Consider the following 25,746-nt stretch of genomic DNA (forward strand, 5'->3'; position numbering starts at 1 on the left):
TTATATGTTTGATATTTTATATCATGATCAGTATTTGGTTGCGATAAATAAGCCATCAGGTTGGCTTGTTCATCGTAGCTGGCTTGATCGTCATGAAAAAGTTGTCGTTATGCAAACGTTGCGTGATCAGATAGGTCAACATGTTTTTCCTGTCCATCGACTCGATAGACCAACTTCCGGAGTACTATTATTTGCGTTATCAGCTGAAATTGCTAATTTACTTGCTCAGCAATTTGCTTCTCGCCAGCCACAAAAAACATATCATGCCATAGTGCGCGGATTTATTACTCAATCTGGTCATATCGATTATCCGCTAGTTGAAGAGTTAGATAAGATTGCTGATAAATTTGCCGATAAAAATCGCCCAGCACAAAGTGCTATAACTGATTATGCTCCAATTAGCACTATTGAACTTCCTATCGCAGTAGGTAAACATAGCACAGCTCGTTATAGTTTTATTGAACTAAAGCCCCATACTGGGCGTAAGCATCAACTTCGTCGCCATATGAAACATATTTTTCACCCTATTTTAGGTGACAGCAAGCATGGTGATTTACATCAAAATCGAGCTTTTAGCCAATACTTTGATATCAAACGTCTCATGTTACATGCTAGTGAATTAGCATTTGAGCATCCTATTTCACAAGCGCGTCTTGTTATCCAAGCTCCACTTGATACGCAGTGGCTCGATATTTTATCTCAATTTAATCCACACACTACGACGGCCAGCTAATTTTTCACATAAAAAAAGCGAACTAATAAATAGTTCGCAAAGGATGATAAGGAATAGGAAAACAATGAATAATCATTGAGTCCTATTATCTATCTTTTTATTAATTTTGTCTGAAAAGAAACTGTAATAACTTATTAAATAACCTGATTATTGTGTTTAATAAATGTAAATAGAATGTGATTCTATAGATAAGTTTATCTTGATTATTAAATCAAACATGAAATAGAGAATTATCAGAAAATACATTCTCAATCGTGTCGATTAAAATAAAGCTTGCTTTAAATGTTAAAATATGAGCTAATAGCTTCACGCAGACAGCCTGCATAGAGCAACATATAAAATACCAAGTTTTTAGTCAAAAATAATTCCTTTCTTGTTTTAAATCTATTCTCTTAATATTAATGATGTGACGTAATGGTAGTGTGTAAATCAACCAACATTGTTGGTATTATTGTAATTATTAAAGGATATATTTAAATGTCAAAGAAAACTGGTTTAGTAAAATGGTTTAATGAAAGTAAAGGTTTTGGATTTATTACACCTGATGATGGAAGTAAAGATCTATTTGTTCATTTCTCATCATTAGTTGGTGATGGATTTAAAACTTTACATGAGAGCCAAAAGGTCGAATTTACTGTAGGTGAAGGTGCGAAAGGACCTGCCGCTAATAATGTTATAGTTGTGTAATATGAAAAAATATTATTTTCTTACTAAAAAGAAAAACCGCAAAATTCAATTAGAATTACAAAATTTGGTTGATTAATAAGGTTAGCATAGAGCCTTTGTTTATAACAAAGGCTTTTTTTTTACCTAAAATTACCTGATTATGTAATTTATATTAACTCTTCTTTTTTAAATAATATAAAAATTTTATTAAGATAAAAATTAATATTTTCTTAATATTTATTTGGTTTAATGAATCTCGTAAAAGTGAGATATTAAATTCAATTAAAAGAGGATATAGAGATGAAAAAATTAATTCCACTCGTTCTAATTGCAACATTAGGTGTTTCTGGGGCTGCTTTAGCTAAACATGATAATCGTGGTGGCTTCATGGAACAACCAATGGAAAACAGTATGACCCATACCATGGGCGGATTTAATGGTGGTTTAATTTCAGCAACAACGGTTGAACAAGTAAAACAGCTAACTGATGACTCTTTTGTACTATTAAAAGGCAATATTATTAAACAAGTTGGTAAAGAAGATTATATTTTTAAAGATAGTACCGGCGAAATTCAAGTTGAAATAGATCACAAACGTTGGAGAGGACAAGTGGTATCACCAACAGATTTGGTTGAGATCGCAGGTAAAGTTGATAAAGATTGGAACTCGATTGAGATTGATGTTAAAAGCATTAAAGTGATAAATCCAAAACCATAATTTATCTATTCTTAACATTATATAACCGCTTAATTGAAGTGACCCCATAAAGTTGGACACTTTAGTTAAGTAGCTCGTAAGGCTTGGTTTCGGTATGCTACCGGAGTCAGGCCTTTTAATTTAACTTTAATCCGTTTCGTGTTGTAGTATTCTATATATTCTTCTATTTTTTCAATCAATTCATCCGCATCTTTAAAATGTTGCCCATGATACATTTCTGATTTTAATAGTCCAAAAAAGTTTTCAGCAACAGCATTATCTAAGCAATTCCCTTTTCTTGACATACCTTGCTTTATACCATTATCAGCAAGTTGCTTCTGATAAATAGGATTTCTATATTGCCAGCCCTGGTCACTATGTAGCAAGGGGTTTTGTTTGTTTTTTAATCGTGATATCCCTTTTTTAAGCATATCGGTGACTAAAGTCAAACGTGCATTCTTAGCCACACTATAAGCAATCACCTCTTGGTTGTATAAATCAATAATGGGCGATAGATAAATTTTCTGTTCATTGACTTTAAATTCAGTGACATCGGTTACCCATTTTTTATTCGGTTTTGACACTTTAAATTTTCTCTTAAGACGATTGGGTGCCGTTTTACCCATCTCGACACGATAAGAGCGATATTTTTTGGGTCTTACTGTTGATTTAAGATTAAGCTCCCTCATTAATCGCTGTACCGTTTTATGATTGAGCCTGCTCCCCTCATTGATTAAAGATAAATGAATTCGGCGATAACCATAACGCCCTTTATGTTCATGGTAAATCGCTTCAATACGCTTTAATTCCTTCTCATAAGGCGATGGCTTTTTCAGCCTATTAACATGATAATAAAATACACTTTTTGCTAGCTGTATTACTGACAGCAAATGTTTTAAGGGATATTGAGATTTAAGCGCTAAAACAACTAACGTTTTTTCTTTGTTTGTTGTCGTTTCGTTTGTCTTAGCTCCTCCCACTTTTTTAGAACAGCGTTTTCCGCTTGTAAATAAGCTATCTCTTCTTTTAATTCTTCAACTGTTTTTTCATCATTACAATGAGTCGATACAATACGTGATGGTTTCATGGATGGTTTTCCTCTAGATTGATACTCAAGCCCGCTGAATCCTTTTTCACGATATCTATCAAGCCAAACGAATAAAAGCCCAGGAGAGGCTAAATTAAGCATAGCACTGGTGTGCCCGAGAGACCAATCATTTGTCCACATTAATTTTAGGGCCTGTAATCTGGCTTGTGCGTGACGTAAATGGGCTGTTGATTGAAAGGATTTATCACCATGAATCGCCACTACCTGCGACCAATACCTTATTTGGCGAGAAGAAATAGCATACCTTTTTGAAAGTGTTTCGGACGATTCTCCTGCTAAGAATTCATTAGCAATGATAATTTTTAAATCTCGACTGTATTTTGACATAAAAAGACCCCCTGTAATTGGTTGTCCAACTATTGGGGGTCTCTTCATACTGGGCGGTTTTTTATTGTTCCATTTCCTCATAATAGCTGTGTGATTTTATATAATCGATAAGATGAATGTGATATGCTAGCTCACTTACAGCTAAGTGTTGTCATTCGCTGTAAAAAGAACAGTCAATAAATAACTATTGTTTTTGTAATAACGTCTAAAGTTGTGGTCCCCAATGTTAATTAATGCGAGTAAATTTTTAGAAAATCTTAATCCTAATAATAAAATTAATTATGACTCTATTTTGCAAAAAATGATTGAATCATGGCTATTAGAACCCACTAAACCTAAAGTTTTAATTCATAGTTGCTGTGCCCCATGTAGCACTTATGTGCTGGAGTACCTATGTCAGTATGCTGATATCACTATTTATTTTGCTAATTCTAATATTCATCCAGCTGTTGAATATCAATATCGCAGTAAAGTCCAACAAAAATTTATTAAAGATTTTAACCAAAAAACGGGTAATAACGTTCAATATCTTGAAGCACCTTATAAACCCGCCGAATTTATTAAACAGGTGGAACATCTGCGTGATGAGCCAGAAGGTGGTACCCGTTGTCATCTATGTTATAAAATGAGATTGGATTTAGCTGCAATTAAAGCAAATGAACTGGGGTTTGATTATTTTGCAAGTGCTTTAACATTAAGCCCGAAAAAGAATAGCCAAAAAATAAATGAACTAGGGTTTGAAATACAAGAGTTTTTTGCTGTTAAATATCTTCCTTCCGATTTCAAAAAAAATAATGGCTATAAAAGATCGATTGAAATATGTAAAGAATATGATGTCTATCGGCAATGTTATTGTGGCTGTATTTTTGCTGCGAAAGAGCAGGGAATTGATTTTAAAACTGTTATCAAACATGCTAAAGAGAATTTATAAATAGCACTATACTATTTCTTATTATTCTAATAATTTTTATATTTCGCTATATTAATTTTGTATGATGATCTTATTGTTCAATATAGCGAATTTTTTATAACCAATTAAATAATCAATGAATTATTTAATAACCATCTTATTCCGATTTAATCTGTTAAGTTAAATTAATCCATTTTTAAGGATTATGATCGTTTCTATTTAAATACGTTATTATTACTTAATTTTTATTTACAATTCTTTTTTATTCTTTATTTATATATCTAGCTTGTTCATATTTTATTTAGTACATCTATTGTAGAATATGTAATCAATTAGTGTAAAAAGTAATCAAATTAATTATAAAAGTTTGATTGAAAAACTACAAAGGAATGGTCGCATGAATAAGATATATAAAGTATTAAAAAATCATTCAACTGGTTGTATGGTTGTTGTTTCCGAATTAGCAAAAGGTGCAAAAAAAGGAAATAAATTAAAATTAGCTTCAATCATTATTTTTAGCGCACTTTGTCAACAAACTTATGCAAGTGTAGGTATTCCTCAAGGTTATAATCCTACTGATAACAGTAATAAAGGCGGTAGTCTCACTATTACTGGTTCAAATCAGGAAATTGATTTGGCTATTGACAGTGGTTTAAATAGTGCCGAAAAAGGTGAAGAAGTAAAAAAACATGCTATTACTACTGCTGAATCATTTAGTGCTTTATATAAAACAAAATATACCGATGTCACTAATGCAACTAGTAATTTTAATCAAGTAAAAACTGCGTTTAATAATGGAACTGCAACTCAAGCTGATCTTGATGATGCTCAAAATAAATTACAATTAGCACAAGATAACGCTGCAGCGATTAGTGATAGTCAATTTAAAGTTAACGATCCGAATAATTTAATTGGAAGTAATACTGAAGGTACTGTTATATCTGAAAAACAGTCAAATTATACAGATCCAGTAACCGGTAAGGTTTTTGAAATAACCGTTAAAGATAATTTAGTAAAAACGCAGGCTGGAACAGGTATTTCTAATGATGCGATGAAAATCGAATTTTATGAAAAAACACCAGATGAGGCTCAATATAATGATATGCAATTAGTTGAGGTTTCTGGTAGTGGTACTGATGTTACTATCAAAAATAGCAATGAAGGGAATAATAATCAATTAGAGGCTATTTCAAAAGGCAGTTCTGGCGTGATTCAGGTAAATGATGGCGCTAACCTAACTTTTGATACAGATGTATCTTATTATCTAGGAAGTGGCAAATCTGTCTCACAAACATTTAAAGACAAAGATGAATATACGACATCTACGAGTGCTACGTATTATAAAGTGACTTATAAAGGCGATAATATTTCAACAGTTCTAGGCTCAAGAAATATTAATTCAGAAGATGATTTTAATAAATTCAATGACGAATTAATCAAATATATTCAATCTAATGAACAGGTACGTCTCGATTATCCAACGGCAGAAGCGATGCAGGCTTTTTATAATGAGCAGATTTCAGGATTATACACGGTTAAAAATATCGTTTCTTATGATATTTCTTATACTGTCACCAAAGATGAATTAGCTCAAATGGCTCAAGACCAAGGATTAAAAGATGCTTTTGATAATCGGGTTACTGAGAGTGATAAAGATACTGACATTGGTTTGAAACAAACATCAGGAAACCATTTTGTTGCTGTAACGGGAAGTGGTTCTGTTGTTACGGTTACTGAAAATTCGACGATTGATTCTAAAGAAAGTTCAGGCTCAGTGATTCGCGCCAATTTTAGTGATTCAGGGAAAGATAGTAATAATATTTTTAAAATTGATGGTGTCATTAATGCTTATAATAAGGATGCAATATTAGCAAATAATGCTGAGATTTATGTATCTAAAACAGGGGTTGTTAATGGTGACATTGTTGTAAAAACTGGTACAAAGAGCAGTGGTAATAATTCAACCAACCTTATTGATAATGAGGGAATTATTAAAGGTTCTGTAACCACTGAAGATGCCGATATCATTAATAAAAGTAGTGCTTCAATTGGATCTATTATTGGCGGTAATAATGTTAATATTACCAATAATAGTAATGCAACAATTTTAGGCAATATAACTCTTAATAATAATGGTTCATTAATTAACTCTGGTTCTATCGGTGGTTCAATCATCGCTCAAACGAATAATAATATCGTTAATAACGCTACAATAAATGGTGGAATTATTGCTCGTGAAGGCTCTACTGTCAAAAATGAGAGTGACGGTATCGTGGGTGGAACGGTTGTTGCGATCGGTAATGGTACTACTTTCGAAAATAATGGCGTAGTGGGCGGATCTCACGCAGTCAATGGTGCTTCTAGTGTTAACAATAATATTATTGTAGGTGATGGTGTTGTTAGCCTAAGTGATCAAGCATCGCTCGTCAATAACGGTCAGATTTATATTGGTTATGCTTATAATGCTAGTACCAATGATGTTAGTGATAGCGGTTCAAATCAAAAAGCTTATACCGCAATGACCATTTCAGGTAATGGTACTGAGCTTGTTAATAATAAAGACATTTATGTCTCTGCCAGCCAGCATGATGTGAATGTTATCTCTGTTGATAATGGTGGACAATATACCGATAAAGCTAATTCAGTAATCATTTTTAATAAAGAAAATGCTGCTGTTAGTAATGTAGATAAGGATACAGGTAACAATAATAAAGCACTTTATGTGAGTGGTTCTAATTCGAAAGCGACAATTAATGGTCAAATACAGTTAAATGATGTTGGTAGTACTGGATTATGGGTACAAGATGGTGGCGATGTTATATTAAATGGTATTATTGATATAAATAGTCAAAACATTACCAGTAATACGGGATCAGAGTCATCTGTACGTAGTTTTGGTGCTTGGGTACAAGGTAATGGTTCTAAGTTAACGATGAATGGTGATTCTGAAATTAATATGAATGCTGATCGAGCAATCGGTGTCCATATTCGAGATGGTGCAAGCGCTGAAATTCTTGACCATGCAGGTATCACTTTTAGTCAAAAAAATAATCAAATCGGTTTTTTAATTTCGGGCATCAAAGACGCTGCTTCAATTGTTTATAATAGTGATAAAGATCTATTACTTGGCGGTGATGGCTCTGTGCTTTTCAGAATTGAGCGTGGTTCAAACTTTAATGTCAATACTATTAGTTCTAGTAATCCGTCATTATCTATTTTAGATTCAAACGGCGCAACAAATTCAACCTTAATTGTGATTACGAATGGTCCTGTAGCAACTGGATCGAGCAATCAAACAGAGGCCGATTTAAGTGGCTTTACTTTAAAAGTCAACGGTAATAATGTAAAAGGTATTAGTATTGAAGGTGGTGCTAAGGCAATCATTACGGAAGAGACTAAAATATTATTTGCAGGTAAAGACTCCATTCTCGCGAAAGTAGATGGTAAGTATTATGATCTTAATGGTGTTAACTCTGCAGCTTACAATGGCGCATCTTTTTTAGAGAGTTCGGCACATTTAACAACAGATACCTCATCTAGCTCATCGCAAATGGTTACTGGCGAAAACTCTATTGGCTACTATGTCACAAATGGCGGTAAATTATCTCATAAAGGTAGTATTGATTTCGATGTACCTAGTAAAAACAATATTGGTGTTAAGATCGATAGTGGTGGAACATTAATCAGTGAATTAGGATCATATATCAAAATTCAAGGTACTGCTGTTGAAATTAGCGGCGGTAATTCGCTAGCTACCATTAATAATGTTGGTAATGGTGATGAACCAGTTGCTTGGGCGATTGGTGATAGTAATGATTCAGCTTACCACGTTAAAGATAACGCAAGCCTTAAATTATCAGGAGTTGGGATAACGAAAGCACAAAATGCCGCGCATGGTATCTTAGTTGATGGTGCTAGCCAAATTATTTTGGATGGTGCGGTATTAGATCTTTATGATAATAACTCAGATAGTAGTACGGGTAATGGTATTGAAAATCGCTCACAATTACAGAAAATACAGTTTACTAATAATGCACAAATTAATGTTAAAGATGGGTATGGTATTCACTCAAGCGTTAGTTTAAGCCAATCATCACAAACATCAGGCGTGATTAATGTTTATGGTTTAGGTACTGGAATCCGTTTTGAAAATATTGATCCAACAACCGGTAATGTTCTTGGCACAACTAATAATAGTATTAATAATACCGGTTATGAAAAAGTTGTCGTCAATGTTTATGAAAATACAGGTTCAGGTATTTATGTTGATTCAAGCCAAAATGTAAATACATCGGCAAGTGTCAATATCATCAGTAATACTGGTAAAGCGGCGTTACAAATTAAAGGTAGTACAAAAACGGCTTCACAATCTGGTAATTTGCACAGTGCCAATAACAATTCAGTGATTGTAGATTTGAATAATGGTTATGTGAATAATTTTACAAATAATGGTGAGCTATTATTTGGTGACTTTACACAAAACAGTTCTGGTCAGTATCAATTTACAGCGCAAGATAAAGAGACAGCTAAAGATAGTTATGCGATAAAAACAGCTGCAACTGAAAATGGGATGTCCTTTACAAACAATACTAATGGTAAGATCAATGGTACTGTTGAGTTGTTAGGTTATGGTACTCAAGCTGATCCAGATGACAAAACTCAGGGTAATACAGTTACTCTAATTGGCGAAGGTAATATTTTTAGAACCGGCGATGGTAATGATAAATTTATTGTTAATCAAGTCGTTGGAGATGATTTAGGTGGTGCCAACCAAGTCAAACAATTTACCAAGTTAGATGGTGGAGCGGGCGACAATCAGATTGTATTTAATAATAATTCTAATTTTACGATCAATAAAGACGATACTATCAACAATATTGGCTATTTTGCTTTAAATAATAAGAGTCAGGTCATATTAAATGATTTGGCGACGATTGATGGCCTAAATTCTGGAGTAACGACATACGACATTATTGATGCGGCCAGTATGCTAACGTACAAATGGTCAAACAGTAATACGAACTTTGATCGTCAGCTCAAGGGGAATGGGACATTTAAAGTCGATTTACAAAATTTAGATAGTTCAGGTAAACCACTCAATGAATTTGCTTTTGATGATTCAACTAATACAGGTGATTTTACTGGTACTCTCGAACTAACTAACAGTAAATATACTTTAGATAATAGCGCAATTAATCTTAATACGACAGCATTAACGAAAGCTACACTTAAAGCGAGCGATAATAGTTATATTTCCGTTGGTAATGGCGATCAGCAGATTAAAGGGCTTGATATTAGTGGTGGTACTATTGATTTTGGCCATATTGATCTTGCCGATGATCAATCACAGAACCATATTACTGTCGATAATCTAATATTAAATAAAGGTAATATTCAGATCGATGTTAGTGGTTCAATATATAACCCTGGTATACCAATGTCATTACCACTATTAGAACAAGATGATGGTATTGTGTTGACCCAGTTGGTAGCAGCCGATAACGTGTCTGGTGGCGCAATTAATATCGATATCGATCGTAGTAAGATTAAGCTGATTGATGAAAATGGTAATGAAATTACCGAGTCATCAAAAAGTGATCTGGTACAAAATGGAGAGGTTATCGCTAGAGCAACTTATGATACCCGATTAACCAAAGGCGAGAACAATGATGGACTCTATGTTGGTTATGGCTTAACTCAAGTTGAATTAAAAGTTAAAAATGATGCAAATGGCAACGGTAATGCATTAATTCTTGATGCTACCAATAGTGATACAACTAAAGCTGGAAGTGATGAGCTTGATGCACTAATTACTGACTATGATAACCAAGATGGTACTTTTAGTTATGGTGATTTACAGATTCGTGGTAGCAAAGCGGTGACATTAAGTGGTTCAAATAGCTATAATGGCTCAACATTTGTTAAAGATACAAGTTCACTAATTTCTGCTGCGAATAATGCCTTAGGTTTTACTCGTTTATTACAACTTGATGCAGGGACTAAGTTTGATCTTAATGGCTGGAATCAGACTGTTGGTAGTTTATATACCAATAATGATGCTGTGGTTGATCTCAATGGTGGAGTATTCACCATTAGCGGTGAAGATGGCACCGATGATTCAGTTAATTTAGATTCATATGTCTCAGCCGGTTCATTAACGGGCGCCGGTAAATTAATTATAGGTGATGAGAGTTTAACTAGAGCTGCAACTCATACACCACAGGTAACTATTATTGGTGATAATACAGTATTGACTGCGGATGTCATTAATGCTGTTAATGGTAAAGTTAATCTTGATTCACAAGCCGGTTTAGGTAGTGGTACTTTAACGAATAACGGTGAACTTAATCTCTATTTTTCTAACGATAGTGTGTTAAGTAATAGTATCCTTGATGGTAATGGTGTATTGAATAAGTATAATTCTGGTACATTAAGTTTTACATTAGCACAAGCTAAAGATTATACCGGTGAAGTTAACCTTAATGCAGGCGCAATGATTTTTAGTGGTGATAAAAATGCAACAACGGATAGCTATTCGGCAAGTAAGGTCAATATTGCTAGTGGTGCATCATTAATTGGATTGGATAATGTCATTTTTAATGGCGATATCAATAATAGCGGTCGCTTTTATATTGGCGAGTTACCTAATAGTACAACGGTGAGTGAAAATACCGTGACGTTGAATAACTATAATGGTAACAGCGGAAGTCATTTGATTTTTAATGCGACATTGAATGATGATAGCTCACCGATTAATAAGCTTATTATTAATGGTGATTCATCGGGTAGTAGTGTGGTGACAGTAAATAAAGTCGGTGGTTTAGGTGCGAGTACAATCAACGGAATTGCTATTATTGATGTGAATGGGCGATCTGATGCTGAATTTACTCAATCAGGACGAATTATTGCAGGTGCTTATGAATATAAGCTACAACGTAGTGAAAGCAATAATAATAACTGGGTATTGTTTAGTGATTTAACCACCCGTTCTGAAATAGGTAGCTATATTGGGAACTTATTCTCTGCTAATAATCTATTTAATTTACGACTACATGACCGTTTAGGCGAGACGCAATATACAGACTTATTTACTGGTGAGCAGAAAGTCACAAGTATGTGGTTACGTCATCAATACGGCTATGACAAATACCGTGCAGCAAATGGTGATTTATCCGTTAAAGATAACTGGAATGTTTCTCAACTAGGTGGCGATATTGCTCAGTGGAGTTCTAATGGTCTTAATAGATTACATTTAGGTGTTATGGCTGGCTATGGCCGTAGTAAAACTAAGTCAGTTGCCAATATCGATAATTCAAAATCAGATGGTACTATTGATGGTTATAGCTATGGTCTGTATGCAACATGGTATGATAATGCTCAAGATAAAACAGGTCTTTATATTGATACTTGGGCACTATGGAATGATTTTGATGCATCGGTTAGCGGCAAAGAGTTTTCCGAAAAATATAACTTAAAAGGTTTAACAGCTTCTGTTGAATCAGGATACTCTTTTAAAACTGGAACGCTCAGTAATTATGATGTTTGGTTACAGCCTAAAGCGCAAGTTACTTGGGCAAATGTAAAAGCTGATGATTTTACTGAAAGTAATGGGACTCGCGTGAGTTTTAATAATGGTAACTTACAAACTCGCTTAGGATTAAGAGCATCAATGTTAAGTAATGCGGCAATACAAGCTCAAACTAACAATTCGGCTCAACTATTTATTGAGGCAAACTGGTTACATAATACTAAATTGTATGATGTTACACTCAATAATGAGTTAACAGTTGGTCAAGATGGTGCTCGTAATATTGGTGAATTGAAAGTAGGTATTGAAGGAAATATCCGTAAAAATACGAATGTTTGGTTTAATCTTGCTGGTCAACGCGGTGATCATAATTATGAAAATGCTTCCATGATGCTTGGACTAAAATACAGTTTCTAATTGTTATTTTTTGGATAAAAAACCAGCTTTGTGCTGGTTTTTTTATAGCAATAGGTGAATTCTTATCAATTTAGTATTATAGTATAACAGTCAGCTTAGCTGATAATTCTCAGGGCGGGGTGTAAGTCCCCACCGGTGGTATAGCCCACGAGCGCTTAACGATTATGATATGTAAATCATTAAGGTCTAGCAGATTTGGTGAAATTCCAAAGCCGACAGTGATAGTCTGGATAGAAGAGAGTTGCTTATTTTCCTTTCAAATAACCATCGTTATTTTTAATGATCGTTTGATGGTCGAGCACTTGCCCTGATTCTGGTATTCAATTAATTATAAGGACACTATTTACCATGAATCAGCAATCAGAAAACCCACAATTAGCAGTACATAATACTTTTAACTTAACAGAATTTGGTTCACCTATTGAACGCGTAGAGAATGCACTCAAAGCATTACAAGCGGGTAAAGGTGTATTAGTTCTAGATGATGAAGATCGTGAAAATGAAGGTGATGTCATTTGGGCTGCGGAACAAATTACGCCAGAACAGATGGCGATAACGATTCGTTATGGCAGTGGAATTGTCTGTCTATGTATGCCAAAATCTTATTGTGATCGTTTACAATTACCAATGATGGTACCACACAACACGAGTAAAAATAATACTGCATTTACCATTAGTATTGAAGCTGCACAAGGTGTCTCAACAGGGGTTTCTGCTGCTGACCGTGTTACTACGGTTAAGGCTGCTGTTGCTGACAATGCTAAACCTTCTGATTTAAATCATCCTGGTCATATTTTTCCACTTGTTGCTAAAGATGATGGAGTTTTGGCTCGTCGTGGTCATACTGAAGCTTCAGTTGATTTAGTTAAACTTGCAGGATTTAAGCCCGCTGCTGTTATTTGTGAGTTAACCAATGATGATGGAACGATGTCTAGAGCAACTGAAGTTGTAGCATTTGCGAAAAAATTCAAATTTCCAGTTGTGACTATTGAAGATATTGTGCAATATCGTCAACGTTAATCTGCTGCTTTATTATTTTTTATGCTGTAGCTGATCGTACTTAAGATACTTATTAACTGATCGCTACAGCCATTAAAAAATTTTGGATAAGGCATTTTTATACTAAAATAACAGTTTACAGCAAGAAAATAACGAAACTGGCTTGCTTATTAAGGTACTGCATTAATCAGCTAAATGATCAAACCAGCTCTCTAAAATAATCACAGCAGAACTTGCGTCCACTTTACCTTTATTTAAAGCTCGATAACCACCTGATTCAAACAGATTCGCTCTTGCTTCCACAGTGGATAGACGTTCATCTTGTAATTTAACTTGATAACCAAAACGACCATGGAGACGATTCGCAAATTTTTTTGCTCGTAACGTTAGTTCCTGTTCGGTTCCATCCATATTAAGCGGAAGACCAACAACTAAATAGTCAGGCTGCCACTCTTTTAGTTTTTGTTCAATATCTTGCCAATTCGGACTGCCATTTTTTGCTTTAAAAGCACAAAGTGGCCGAGCTGTTTTTGTTATATCTTGACCTATTGCTGCACCAATACTGCTAGTACCAAAATCAAATGCGATTACAGTAGCCATTGGTTATGCTTTACCCATTTGAGTTGAAATTGTATCAATATTGACCCCAATCGATTGGGCTGCAAGATGCCATCTATTATCAATCGGGTGTTCAAAGATAATATCTGTTTTTACATCTGCGACCAGCCAATCATTCTGCGCTATTTCTTGCTCAAGTTGCATATTTCCCCAACTTGCATAACCTAATGATAGAAATAGCTCTCTTGGTTGCTCAGGTGAACCAATTGATTTTAGAACATCTAAGGATGTAGTAATCATCAAATCGTTAGATATTTCAATACTGGATGAAAATCCTTTTTGTGGGCTATGCAGAATAAAGCCTTGCTCTTCGGCTAATGGGCCACCAATAAATACGGGTTGTTCTAACTCAGCACAAGCTTTATAAGGTGTAATATCTAATCTAGATAATACGGTTTGAATGGTTAAGTCAGTAATCGGCTTGTTAATGATGATACCCATTGCACCATCCCGATTATGCTCACAAATATAGACCACTGAACGGCTAAACAGTGGATCGTTTAGCCCTGGCATGGCGATAATAAAATGGTTTTTTAAGTTCATAATTATTTACTTATCACTAAGGTATCATCTATTGTTAAACATTATAAAGCACATTTACCAATTTTGACGGTATGGTTAACTTTACACTGCATTAAGAGTTCTGGTTGATTAGTCTCTTCATTAATACCTTCAGATATTACAACAAATCCTTGTGATAAATAAAATGCAATTGCTGATTCATTTTGTTTATAGACATTAACAAACAGCTCATTATATTGTTGTTTAGCTTTTTGTAGCAGGGCTTGTCCGATCCCTTGATGACGATATTGTGTTGCAACGAATAGTCCAGCAATATAGTTATCCATTAAGCCGATGAATCCTTTTACACCATCAAGATCTTGAACATAAATCTCTGAAGCTGGCATAATCGATTTGACTAATTCATAATTAGTACGAAAAAACTCTGCCGGAATAAAGTCATGTGCTTGTTCATTCCCTTGTAGCCATATTGTCATTATGCTATCTAAATCAGCAGGTTGATATTCTCGAATCATAGTTAATATCCTTATTTTTATTTTAAACGAGCTTCAATGGCATCCATTAGTAGACCCGTAATTGAGAGGTCAGCGACAGCTGCTTCAATTTCACGAACACAAGTTGGGCTAGTCACATTAATTTCAGTCAATTTATCACCGATAATATCTAACCCTACAAATAATAGTCCTTTAGCCTTCAATGAAGGTCCAATGGCATTCGCTATTTCCCAATCGCTTTCAGACAGAGCTCTGACTTCACCTCGTCCACCTGCAGCCAAATTACCGCGTGTTTCACCTTTCTGTGGAATTCGTGCTAAACAATATGGAATTGGCTTTCCATCAACGACTAATACACGTTTATCACCATCTTTAATGGCCGGTAAGTATGTCTGAGCCATACAATATTGGCTATTGTGATGTGTTAATGTTTCGATGATAACTGAAATATTAGGATCATCTTGTTTTATTCTAAAAATTGATGCTCCACCCATACCATCCAGTGGTTTTAATATAATATCTTGATGTTCTTGATGAAAATCTTTAAGTAACTTAGTTTGACGTGTAACAATTGTTTCTGGCGTAAATTCAGAAAACCAGGCTGTATAAAGTTTTTCGTTACAATCACGCAAGCTCTGTGGTTTATTTACTACTAACACGCCAGCATTTTCTGCTCGTTCTAAAATATAAGTTGTATAAATAAATTCAGTGTCAAACGGTGGATCTTTACGCATTAAAATAACGTCTAATTCACTCAACGCAATCGCTTGCTCTGAAGCTAAATCAAACCAATGTTGTTTATCGTCATAAACAGTTAATTGACGAGTTGTCGCATAAGCTTCACCTGCACTTAAAAAAAGATCCTTCATCTCCATATAATAGAGTTGATAGCCACGTTTTTGTGCCTCTTGTAACATGGCAAAACTTGTGTCTTTTTTTAGATTAATTTGTGCAATGGGATCCATAACAATACCGAGCTTAATCATGGCAACTCCTTAATTTTCATTTAAACGGTTTATTTTATGTGAATTTAGTATATACCTAAATCTATTGAATAATACAATTTTTGCCTTTCATAGAATATTTTTATTAGAATTACCTATGGTGGCGTATCTATTTTAAATTAATATTTATTTTAGTATCTGTTTTATTGGTTATTCTACTAATAGAAAAAACTTATCCAAGATCACCAAATTTCACCTGTAAAGCGGTAATCGCAGTTAAAGCTACTGTTTCGGTTCTCAGTATGCGTGGTCCTAATAATATTTCAACAAATTGGTTTTTAACTGTCATATCAATTTCTGCTTCTGTTAAACCACCTTCTGGACCGATAAGTAATGCAACATTCGTATTTGGTAGGGTTAAAGTATTAATACCAGATTGAGCACGAGGATGTAAGGTTAATTTTGTATAGTCTTCTAAGCTTGCACACCAATTAGGTAGTTTTTGTACTGGATTGATCATTGGTACAATATTTCGCCCGCACTGTTCACAAGCTGATTCTGCAATTTTTTGCCACTGTTGTAATTTTTTAGCAAGCCGTTCGGGATCTAATTTTACTCCACAACGTTCTGATAATAAGGGGGTAATCTTATTAACACCGAGTTCGACCGATTTTTGGATGGTAAATTCCATTTTTTCACCACGGGATAAAACTTGACCTAAATGAATATTAAGTGGTGATTCTCGGTTATCAATAACACTATCAGCCGTTTGCACTAAAAGATTTTTTTTATTAATTTGTTGAATGACTGCTGGCGTAATTTTATTTGAGCCATCAAATAAAATAATTGATTCACCTTCTTTCATTCTTAATACTCGAACGATATGATTAAAAGCGTTATCATCAAGTTCAATAACACAATTAGGTAAAATAGCTGTAGGTTGAAAAATCCGGACCATAAATAATCGCTTTCTCAATTTATTCGTAAATTTTGCAATAAATTATAGCGTAATTTATTTATATTGGGTAATCTCATTATTAATGAAATGTTGTAAGGTAAAAAATATGATTAAAGATAGCGTGATTATTGAAGGTCTTAGCATGACAACCACCATTGGCGTTTATGATTGGGAGAAAACCATTAAACAAAAATTGGTGATTGATATTGAGATGGCATGGGATAATAAGCAAGCAGGTTTAACGGATGATGTTAATTTCTGTTTGGATTACGCAAAAGTTTCTCAAACAATTACAGCTTATGTACAAAATAATCAATTTGGATTGATTGAACGTGTTGCGGAAGAAGTGGCGCAATTAATTATTAATGATTTTTTGGTCACTAAAGTAAAGATTAAAGTGAGTAAACCAAGCGCGATTGCAACAGCACAAAATGTTGCGGTCATTATTGAACGTTATAAATAGTTGGTTTTTGTATGATGACTCATCATAATAAATATTACGATAAAACAAAAAAGCATCATACTATTAAAGGCTTTTGTAATAGTGAGCCAACTTCTATCGGTTATCGTGATCTGTTACGGTGGAAAAGAGAACGTAAAATTATTCCACCCCAAGGTGGTTATCAGCAGTTTAAAGCCAATTGGTATCAAAAAGCTAATTTTGCCGTTGAGGGTGATGCTATTTGGTGGTTAGGTCACGCGACAGCACTGATCAAAATAAAACATAAAACTATTCTTACCGATCCTGTCTTTTCTGAACGGGTCTCTCCCGTTAGTTTTACTGGTCCAAAACGACGAACACCTTGTGCTTGTTCAATTGATGAACTTCCTCATATTGATATTATTGTTATCTCTCATAATCATTATGATCATTTAGATCATGCAAGTATTCGTCAATTAATTAAACGTTTTCCATCTGTTACGATATTAGTACCTTTAGGATTAAAAGCAAAATTATTGCACTGGGGAGCTCAGCAAGTTTTTGAACTCGATTGGTGGCAGGATATTACTATTGACGAGGTCGTTTTGTCGGCTGTTCCAGCTAAACATTGGAGCCGTAGGACAATAAGTGATACCAATCGTACCTTATGGTGTGGTTGGATTATTGAATATAATCAGCGTTGTATCTATTTTGTTGGCGATACAGGCTATTCATCTGAATTTAGTGAGATTAAAGTCAATTTCCCACATATTGATATTGCTTTAATTCCAATTGGTAGTTATGCTCCTCGATGGTTTATGGCTAACCAGCATATTGATCCTCAACAAGCTTTACAGCTTTTTCATGATGTAGGTTGTAAACGAGCTATTGCTATTCATTGGGGCGCATTTGAACTTGCTGATGATCCTTTAGATGAACCACCTAGATTATTGCGGCAACTAGTTGAACATGATCAAATAACGAACATGGATTTTTTAGTTATTAAAATTGGGAATTATGTTCAGATAGTGCCTTAGACGTGTAAAATGGTATTATGCTTCGCTGGTTTTTGCTGGTAAAAGCATAATGATATTAGTAGATAATCGATGATATAAGGTGATTAATAATGAAAAAAATTGTAATGCTATTAAGTTTTTCTTCGCTATTTTTAGTATTAGCGGCTTGTGGTGGAAAGCAACAAAATAATGAGCCAAGATGGTCGAAGCCTCAGCGAGTACTAGAAGGGTGTGATGGTACGAGAAGTAACTCTCAACAATGTCAAAAAGATCCTAATTCACAACAGCTAATGATTCAAATAGATAGAAACTAATATGAGCGCGTGGTTAATTTATGCGTTACTATCAGCTATTACCGCTGCTGGTGTCGCTATTTTGGGTAAAATAGGTTTACAATCTTTAGATGCCAATACGGCAACAGCGATTCGCTCAGTCGTGATGGCGATATTTTTAGTGGGTGTTGTCGTTGTTCAAGGTAAATTGCATTTAGTACAAACAATTATTCAAGACAAAAAAGCCATTTTTATTATTGCATTAAGTGGAGTTGCCGGTGCTTTATCCTGGTTATTTTACTTTATGGCGATCAAAGTGGGTAAAGTGTCTCAAGTTGCACCGATTGATAAATTGAGTGTCGTTTTTGCTGTGGTTTTTGCAGCCATTTTGTTCGGTGAAAAAATATCGCTGTGGGGTGGGGTTGGTGTAGCGCTAATTGCTGTTGGGGCAATATTAGTTGCTTTAAATTAAAACTCATCAAAATTGCACAATAGGAGTATTAACTCCTATTGCTATTTTTTGGCTGAATAACGTCTAACAGGTCTTCCTACTGATAAGTAGTTAAGATAGCTTACAATCTCGCCACTCTCTTCTAAATAATTAATATACTTTTTTAATGAGATACGCGATAGTGTACTGAGCTGTACTAAATCGCTCATTGCGAAATCCGTATCATAATTTTCGATTAGTTTCCTTACCGCTTGTAAGGTATTTTGTTCAACTCCTTTTGGTAAGTCATTCGCTGGCGCTATAACTTGTGAAAAAATACGATTATCTAACTGCTTCTGATCTAGAATTTCACTCAAGTTGAGTAAACGTAAGCGTTCTTGATAGGTAATTAACGCTGTGCGAAATCGCTTAAAGGTAAAAGGCTTAACCATATAATCGATAACACCTAAACGTAATGCATCTTGAATACTGCTACTATCACACGCTGCAGTCACCATAATAATATCAATTTTAGGATAACTGATACGGATATGTTGTAGAAGTTCTAAGCCGTTCAATTTAGGCATATAGACATCAAGTAGTAGTAAAAAGACGGGATTATCATGAATAAAGTGGAGGGCATCTTCACCATTTCGTACTTGACCTACCAATTTAAAGCCACTGATCATACTTAAATATTTTTTGTTCAGTTCAGCAACCATCGGATCGTCTTCAACAATTAATACGTTAATCATTAATTTCTCCTAATAGAGTTTTTTTAAAGGCAAATAGATTCTAAAACAGGTACCTAGTCCTACCTTTTGATCGAGTTCAATATGACCATTTAATTCGTTTACACTGGCGAGGACCAAATACAAGCCGATTCCTCTATTATCGCCTTTGGTTGAATAACCTTTCGTAAATATTTTTTGTGAGTCTTCTTGAGAAATACCATTACCATTATCTTTGACCTGAATAATTAAGTCATTTTTAGTAATATTCAATTGTACGGCAATTTTTTTATCTTCTAAAAATTGAACTGCATCTAAACCATTATCAATCAGATTACCAAGAATTGTGATTAAACGGTGGGTTACTGAGCTATCTGTTATCTGTTGTAATTCACCGATCAGATCAAAGGTCAGTGTAACACCTAATTCTCGAGCTCGGCTAAATTTACTATTCAGAAAGGCCGAGATAATTGGATCATGAATTGATTGAGAGATCTGAGCATACTCTTTTTCATTACTTCCCATTAGATCCTCTAAATAATCTATCAATTATTGATTATTTTCATTAAAGGCTAGTCCATAAATCACATGTAGCTTATTATTAAACTCATGAGATTGTGAACGAAGTGCATCAGCATAACGATTAACACCAGTTAAGTTTTCTGCTAGTTGACGAATTTCGGTCATATCTCGGAATGAGGCAATTGCACCACTCAATTTACCATTAACAAATAGGGGCGTTCGATTTGTTAATATTACAACATCATTAATATTCTGTTCTCGATCATATTCTGATTCCCCCGTTAGCATCACGTCATATAAACGTGTATTAGGAATAATCTGCTGTACATTACTATTTAAAATTTTATTACGTGGCTCGGTAATACGTAAGATTCTAATTGCTTCGTCGTTAATCTGAGTAATAATGCCATCTTTATTCATAACTAAAATGCCTTCTTTAACGGTACTAATAATTGCATTTATCTCTTCAAATAGCGTTGCCATTTCGAAAGGTTCTAAGCCTAATAAAATATTTTTAATACTTTTAGAAAACCAGACAGCTAGAGAGATAGCGATTAATAATGATACGATTAAAGTGAGTAAAATTGGCTGGTTAGTTCGTGATGCCAAATATTCAATTTTATTCACAGTTTGCCCGACCATAACTCCGCCAATTTGGGTGTTATCTTAACCAAAGATTGGGCGAAATGCTCGAATAGATAATCCTAAGGTTCCTTTAGCTGTAGAGATATAAGATTCACCTTTTAATACGCGATCACCATCTCCACCGACAATCATTTGACCTATTTTATCTTGGTCAGGGTGAGAGAATCGAATACCATTCATATCAAAAATTGTAATAAACTCAGCTTGAGAAAGGGATGTGGCGATTTGGGCCTAGTGCTGAATATCGGCTAAATTTTGTTTGGTTGGATTTTCTATATTTTTGATAATTTCAGGTCTATTTGCAATGATATCGGCGACACTTTCAACATTTGTATTGAATTTGTATAAGATTGCGTATTAATAATGCGAATGATATAGATATTTTCTGCGATAACGGCTAAGGCAAAAACACAACAGATAAGAATGATTAGTTTTGTTTTTAATTTGAGGTGTTTCAAAAATTTATTCATATATCACTTATCTGATTTTAATATCGATGATCGAATAATAGCGTATTTAGGTCGATAAAATACAGGCTTTTAATTTCTTAAAAGCCTGTTTGGATAAAAATTATTAAGAAAAGTTAATAATTATTTTTTTACTGCATTGGACACGCTTTGTGCTACTACTTTTGCAACATTTGGTTCAAATGCGTTTGGTAAAATATAATCAGCGCTACGTCTTTCATCAGTCACAATACTTGCTAAACCTTTTGCCGCAGCTAATTGCATTTCAAGCGTGATATCTTTAGCTCTTGCATCTAATGCACCTCTAAAAATTCCAGGGAAGGCAAGGACATTATTGATCTGATTTGGATAATCACTACGGCCAGTACCGACAACATAAGCACCGGCTTCTTTAGCATCTTCTGGGAAAATTTCAGGTGTTGGGTTAGCCATAGCAAAGACAATTGATTTTTCAGCCATAGTACTGACCCACTCTTTTTTCAATACACCGGGTGCTGAAACACCAACAAATACATCCGCACCTTTTACTGCATCTTGCAATGTACCTGTCTGTTTTTCTCTGTTAGTCTTTTTCGCCATTTCCATGTGATGAGGAGGTAAAGAGGTATCAGATTCAGATAAAATACCTAATTTATCAACGACTTTAATATTTTTAACGCCTGCTGCTAGCATCATATTAGCAATAGATAATCCAGCCGCGCCACCGCCATTAATAACAACATTGATTTTACCTAGAGATTTATTCACTACACGTAATGCATTATATAACGCAGCTAAAACTACAATTGCGGTACCATGTTGGTCATCATGAAAAACAGGGATATCAAGAATCTCTTTTAAACGACGCTCAACTTCAAAACATCGTGGTGCGCTAATATCTTCTAAGTTAATACCACCAAATGATGGTGCGAATGCGGCAATGTGACTAACAATTTCGTCGACATTTTGGGTATTAACCGATAAGGGGATCGCATCAACATCAGCAAAACGTTTAAATAGGATCGCTTTACCTTCCATAACTGGAATCGCTGCTTCAGGGCCGATATTTCCTAATCCTAAAACAGCTGAACCATCGGTAATAACCGCAACTAAATTACGTTTTGATGTATATTCATAGACATCATCTTTATTTTGAGCAATCGCAGTACAAACCGCTGCAACGCCAGGTGTATATGCAACACTTAAATCTGCCATTGAGTTGATTTCAACTTTAGAACGAATCTCTAATTTGCCATGTTTTTCTTTACTGATAGCTAATGCTTTTTCTTGAACAGTTGTCATAATTTCACCTTTTATTTCATATTTGGGTAACTATATTGGGTAATGATAATTTTTATTAATTAGTTAGATCATTTTAGCCATGAAGGAAACGTAATAGAGCCGTTAACCCAATGACCATCAATGCACCACCTAAACGCGTAGCAATTTGTGCAAATGGCATTAAATTCATGCGGTTTGCGGTAGAGAGAATCGCAACATCACCAGTTCCCCCCATACCGCTTTGACATGAAGAGATAAATGATGCCTCAACTGGATACATTTTAAAAAAGTAGCTACATACAAAACCTGTCATCGCCACTGTAAATACGACTGAAATAATTGTTAGGAAATAAGGTATAGTTAATACATTAACAACACTACCTAAGCCAATATATAGTAGCCCTAATCCTGCCATTAATGGATAAGTAAAATGACCAGAAATAAATTTATACCATTGTTGACTGCCTTTTTCGACGCTTTCAGGTAGTATTCGTAAATATTTAATGATTGCTGTCGCTATTATCATTAGCACCGGTCCAGGGAAGTAAGTTAATTTTTCTAAAATTGAACCGATTAGAAATAACGCAACTAACGTCATTACTGCACCACTCATCGCTCTTGCATCTAAAGGACTTTTATCTTCTTTTAATGCTTCTTCCATTCCATCAAACTACATTTTAACTAATTGCCCTTTACCACTCAAGTGAGGTTTTAATTCACCAACACGATTAATTACGGCAGTATAAGTGATAGCAAAAAAGTTACCAACGACAGTGGCCGGAATTAGGGCACTAACAAATGAATCATAATCTTGGTTTAAAATTTTACTATAAGCATTTGATAACTGTAAAACACCTTCTCCAACTCCTCCAGACATGACTGGGGCAATTGTGTAGAAAAATGCGTGCTCCCAATTATCGCCAAAAGCAACGGCAACACCAACTCCTACAAAGGCTGCTAGAATCATACCAAGTAGCATTGGAATCATCATTCGGATAAACCCGTTAACTAAGATAACGCGGTGCATACCTAAAATACTACCACAAACTAAGCTCGCTATATAAAACAGTAAGAAATTAGAATCTTTCATTAACATTTTTGCAGCTTCAAGGGTATTCGTATCAAATGCATCGTTATATACCATGATTGATGGCACAATCAGCGATAAAATGGCAGGAGCACCAAATTTTTTAAAGAAAGGTAAGTTTTGACTGATGGTACCAAGCAACCAACCTAATGGTAAAATAACGGCAAAACCACCGATTAAACTTTTAGGTAAAATATCTAACCAAGCTGCAATTAATATCACTAGTGAAAATAAGATAAAAATAGGCAAGGGCAGTGATCCTACATAAAACTTGTTTTCCTTTATTTGTTGTACAAGACTCATAAACTAGACCTCATCATTCGGATTTATTAAAAATTTCCTTAAGTTGTGGTTAGTTTAATTAGATAAATAGAAATGAAAATAATAGGAAAGTAATCTAAGGGGTTATGTAATTAATGTAAGTCGTTATGAAGAATGAGCAACAAACACACTATCTATTATCATATTGAATAACTAGTATGTTTGTTGATATTTTTAACTATCAAAATTTAATTATAAAAGATAGCTATCAAAAGGTTCTACCGTTACGCGTTCGCCTTGTTTAATATTGCCTCGATCTTTTTCTAATACAATAAAACAATTAGCATGATTAAATGACGAGGTGATATGTGAACCTTGTTCACCAGTTGATTCAACCACTAACTCACCTTCGTTATTACTAAAAATATGTCCACGTTGAAAATCGACTCGACCAACTGATTTTTTTAAGTCAGATACCGTTTTTAAGGTGAAAAGCGGTGTCTCATCATTTCGACCATAAAGTGCGGCGATTAGAGGACGGACTAATTGGTCAAATGTGACTAATGCCGATACTGGATTACCCGGTAAGCCACAGAATAGTGCATTGCCAATTTTACCAAATGCAAAAGGTTTACCTGGTTTCATAGCAATCTTCCAAAAATTAATTTCACCGATTTGCTCAAGGGCCATTTTCGTGTAATCTGCATCACCAACAGAGACTCCGCCACTGGTAATAACGACATTGGCTTGTTCTGCAGCTTGTTTTAATGTATTAGTAATTAACGTTAAGTCATCTTTAATGATACCAAAATCAATTACCTCACAACCTAATGCTTTTAACATTAGGGAGAGAGTAAAGCGGTTACTATCATAGATGCTATTAGGTGACGTCAAAGCTTCACCTATCGAGGTTAATTCATCACCTGTCGAAAATAGGGCAACTTTTAATGGTTGATAAACAGTAACATCATTAATTCCTAAAGTGGCTAAGGTCGTTAATTTTGTAATTGTTAACTTTTCGCCAGCAGAAAATATTTCACTACCCGCTTTTACACTTTCACCAATATAACGGATATTTTGCTTAGCCTTGATTTGGCTAGCATCGAAACTAATATGGTCATCGACTCTTTGGACATTCTCTTGCATAATCACAGCGTAACTATCATCAGGTACTTGTGCCCCAGTCATAATCCGTAAACAACTATTTTGTGGCCAGTCAACAGATTGCTTTTGTCCTGCAAAAACACTTCCTGCAACGCGTATAGAGTGACTATTAGCAAGATCTGCCTGTCTAATAACATAACCATCCATTGCAGAATTGTTGAATGAAGGTACATTGATTGGCGAGGTGATCGCTTTAGCATTGATACGATTAACTGCATTGGATGATTTGATTGATTCAATTTGGCTACATTTTATTGATTTTGCCGTTTGCAAAATCAAATCTTTAGCTTGAGAAAATAGCAAAAACGATGAGTTAGTCATAGCGATCCTCTTATGTCTGGTGTAATAAACTTATATGTATTTAAGAAAGTGAATTAGTAATAACTATACTATTATGAGAATGAATATTCAAAAATAGAGATAAGTCACAATTTTTGTTCAAAAATTATTGTTAAGTTTTTTAAAAATTATTGTTAATTTGTCTAGAAACATTATAATGTGCACATAAGAATAAAGTTTCGCATTAAAGTTTGTCTTTAGTGAAGGAACA

23 protein-coding genes, 1 pseudogene and 1 riboswitch are annotated in these 25,746 nt (G+C 34.6%); of the genes and pseudogenes, 10 read left to right on the top strand and 14 right to left on the bottom strand.

The genetic code is table 11. From position 1 onward, the window contains the following. The first annotated feature begins 4 nt into the window (after positions 1-4). The 3 genes from truC to RHO11_00730 all read left to right on the top strand — a co-directional run bounded on the left by truC (position 5) and on the right by RHO11_00730 (position 2,116). On the top strand, positions 5-733 hold the full coding sequence (gene truC, locus RHO11_00720; GenBank protein WVD61683.1) for a tRNA pseudouridine(65) synthase TruC: 729 nt from the start codon (positions 5-7) through the stop codon (positions 731-733). A 477-nt stretch (positions 734-1,210) separates the two neighbouring features. Beyond that, positions 1,211-1,420: a cold-shock protein gene (locus tag RHO11_00725; protein ID WVD61684.1), complete on the top strand. Its 210-nt coding sequence runs from the start codon at positions 1,211-1,213 to the stop codon at positions 1,418-1,420. 279 nt (positions 1,421-1,699) lie between these two features. Continuing rightward, on the top strand, positions 1,700-2,116 hold the full coding sequence (locus RHO11_00730; GenBank protein ID WVD61685.1) for a YgiW/YdeI family stress tolerance OB fold protein: 417 nt from the start codon (positions 1,700-1,702) through the stop codon (positions 2,114-2,116). A gap of 65 nt (positions 2,117-2,181) precedes the next feature. Here RHO11_00730 and RHO11_00735 read toward each other — a convergent pair whose 3' ends face one another. Together RHO11_00735 and RHO11_00740 are read right to left on the bottom strand one after the other, a co-directional pair. After that, the gene (locus RHO11_00735; protein ID WVD61686.1) at positions 2,182-3,075 is read right to left on the bottom strand and encodes an IS3 family transposase; all 894 of its coding nucleotides are present in this window, start codon (positions 3,073-3,075) and stop codon (positions 2,182-2,184) included. Beyond that, positions 3,024-3,530, bottom strand: a complete 507-nt coding sequence (locus RHO11_00740; protein WVD61687.1) for a helix-turn-helix domain-containing protein — start codon at positions 3,528-3,530, stop codon at positions 3,024-3,026. The genes RHO11_00735 and RHO11_00740 overlap by 52 nt, the downstream gene beginning before the upstream one ends. Positions 3,531-3,753: 223 nt before the next feature. Here RHO11_00740 and RHO11_00745 point away from each other — a divergent pair, with 223 nt between their 5' ends. The 3 genes from RHO11_00745 to ribB all read left to right on the top strand — a co-directional run bounded on the left by RHO11_00745 (position 3,754) and on the right by ribB (position 13,405). Further along, on the top strand, positions 3,754-4,461 hold the full coding sequence (locus RHO11_00745; protein WVD61688.1) for an epoxyqueuosine reductase QueH: 708 nt from the start codon (positions 3,754-3,756) through the stop codon (positions 4,459-4,461). A gap of 376 nt (positions 4,462-4,837) precedes the next feature. Further along, the gene (locus RHO11_00750; GenBank protein WVD61689.1) at positions 4,838-12,385 is read left to right on the top strand and encodes an autotransporter outer membrane beta-barrel domain-containing protein; all 7,548 of its coding nucleotides are present in this window, start codon (positions 4,838-4,840) and stop codon (positions 12,383-12,385) included. A gap of 101 nt (positions 12,386-12,486) precedes the next feature. Beyond that, a riboswitch (FMN riboswitch) is annotated at positions 12,487-12,631 on the top strand. Positions 12,632-12,733: 102 nt separating this feature from the next. Continuing rightward, positions 12,734-13,405, top strand: coding sequence for a 3,4-dihydroxy-2-butanone-4-phosphate synthase (gene ribB / locus RHO11_00755; GenBank protein ID WVD61690.1), 672 nt, complete (start codon positions 12,734-12,736; stop codon positions 13,403-13,405). A 162-nt stretch (positions 13,406-13,567) separates the two neighbouring features. Here the strand turns inward: ribB and ruvX are convergent, their stop codons facing one another. From ruvX to rsmE, 5 genes are all read right to left on the bottom strand, one after another. After that, positions 13,568-13,984 carry a Holliday junction resolvase RuvX gene (gene ruvX / locus RHO11_00760; protein WVD61691.1) on the bottom strand — a complete coding sequence of 139 codons (417 nt, stop codon included), beginning with the start codon at positions 13,982-13,984 and terminating at the stop codon, positions 13,568-13,570. A 3-nt stretch (positions 13,985-13,987) separates the two neighbouring features. Then, complete coding sequence (locus tag RHO11_00765; protein ID WVD61692.1) at positions 13,988-14,545, bottom strand: YqgE/AlgH family protein; 558 nt, start codon at positions 14,543-14,545, stop codon at positions 13,988-13,990. A 41-nt stretch (positions 14,546-14,586) separates the two neighbouring features. Continuing rightward, a complete protein-coding gene (locus RHO11_00770; GenBank protein ID WVD61693.1) occupies positions 14,587-15,039 on the bottom strand; it encodes a GNAT family N-acetyltransferase in 453 nt (150 codons plus the stop codon). A 17-nt stretch (positions 15,040-15,056) separates the two neighbouring features. Next, positions 15,057-16,004, bottom strand: coding sequence for a glutathione synthase (gshB, locus tag RHO11_00775; GenBank protein WVD61694.1), 948 nt, complete (start codon positions 16,002-16,004; stop codon positions 15,057-15,059). A gap of 190 nt (positions 16,005-16,194) precedes the next feature. Continuing rightward, complete coding sequence (gene rsmE, locus RHO11_00780; protein WVD61695.1) at positions 16,195-16,920, bottom strand: 16S rRNA (uracil(1498)-N(3))-methyltransferase; 726 nt, start codon at positions 16,918-16,920, stop codon at positions 16,195-16,197. Positions 16,921-17,026: 106 nt separating this feature from the next. Here rsmE and folB point away from each other — a divergent pair, with 106 nt between their 5' ends. The 4 genes from folB (at position 17,027) to RHO11_00800 (ending at position 19,101) form a co-directional block, all read left to right on the top strand. Further along, entirely contained in the window at positions 17,027-17,383 is a 357-nt protein-coding gene (folB, locus tag RHO11_00785; GenBank protein ID WVD61696.1) for a dihydroneopterin aldolase, read from the top strand. A gap of 11 nt (positions 17,384-17,394) precedes the next feature. Then, positions 17,395-18,378 carry an MBL fold metallo-hydrolase gene (locus tag RHO11_00790; GenBank protein ID WVD61697.1) on the top strand — a complete coding sequence of 328 codons (984 nt, stop codon included), beginning with the start codon at positions 17,395-17,397 and terminating at the stop codon, positions 18,376-18,378. Between the two features lie 89 nt (positions 18,379-18,467). Continuing rightward, on the top strand, positions 18,468-18,671 hold the full coding sequence (locus RHO11_00795) for a hypothetical protein (GenBank protein WVD61698.1): 204 nt from the start codon (positions 18,468-18,470) through the stop codon (positions 18,669-18,671). A 1-nt stretch (position 18,672) separates the two neighbouring features. Continuing rightward, positions 18,673-19,101 carry an EamA family transporter gene (locus tag RHO11_00800; GenBank protein ID WVD61699.1) on the top strand — a complete coding sequence of 143 codons (429 nt, stop codon included), beginning with the start codon at positions 18,673-18,675 and terminating at the stop codon, positions 19,099-19,101. A 41-nt stretch (positions 19,102-19,142) separates the two neighbouring features. Here the strand turns inward: RHO11_00800 and RHO11_00805 are convergent, their stop codons facing one another. The 7 genes and pseudogenes from RHO11_00805 to moeA form a co-directional block, all read right to left on the bottom strand. Beyond that, positions 19,143-19,814, bottom strand: coding sequence for a response regulator (locus tag RHO11_00805; protein ID WVD61700.1), 672 nt, complete (start codon positions 19,812-19,814; stop codon positions 19,143-19,145). A gap of 9 nt (positions 19,815-19,823) precedes the next feature. After that, complete coding sequence (locus RHO11_00810) at positions 19,824-20,315, bottom strand: ATP-binding protein (GenBank protein WVD61701.1); 492 nt, start codon at positions 20,313-20,315, stop codon at positions 19,824-19,826. A 24-nt stretch (positions 20,316-20,339) separates the two neighbouring features. Continuing rightward, the gene (locus RHO11_00815; GenBank protein WVD61702.1) at positions 20,340-20,954 is read right to left on the bottom strand and encodes a PAS domain-containing protein; all 615 of its coding nucleotides are present in this window, start codon (positions 20,952-20,954) and stop codon (positions 20,340-20,342) included. A 24-nt stretch (positions 20,955-20,978) separates the two neighbouring features. Then, positions 20,979-21,182 (bottom strand): hypothetical protein, encoded by a 204-nt coding sequence (locus tag RHO11_00820; GenBank protein ID WVD62829.1) that lies wholly within the window; start codon positions 21,180-21,182, stop codon positions 20,979-20,981. Positions 21,183-21,547: 365 nt separating this feature from the next. After that, entirely contained in the window at positions 21,548-22,705 is a 1,158-nt protein-coding gene (locus tag RHO11_00825; GenBank protein WVD61703.1) for an NADP-dependent malic enzyme, read from the bottom strand. A 73-nt stretch (positions 22,706-22,778) separates the two neighbouring features. After that, positions 22,779-24,074, bottom strand: a pseudogene (locus RHO11_00830) (2-hydroxycarboxylate transporter family protein). Between the two features lie 210 nt (positions 24,075-24,284). Then, complete coding sequence (moeA, locus tag RHO11_00835; GenBank protein WVD61704.1) at positions 24,285-25,517, bottom strand: molybdopterin molybdotransferase MoeA; 1,233 nt, start codon at positions 25,515-25,517, stop codon at positions 24,285-24,287. Positions 25,518-25,746: the final 229 nt, after the last annotated feature.

This window comes from Orbaceae bacterium BiB (assembly GCA_036251205.1).
Taxonomy (GTDB): Bacteria; Pseudomonadota; Gammaproteobacteria; order Enterobacterales; family Orbaceae; genus Orbus; species Orbus mooreae.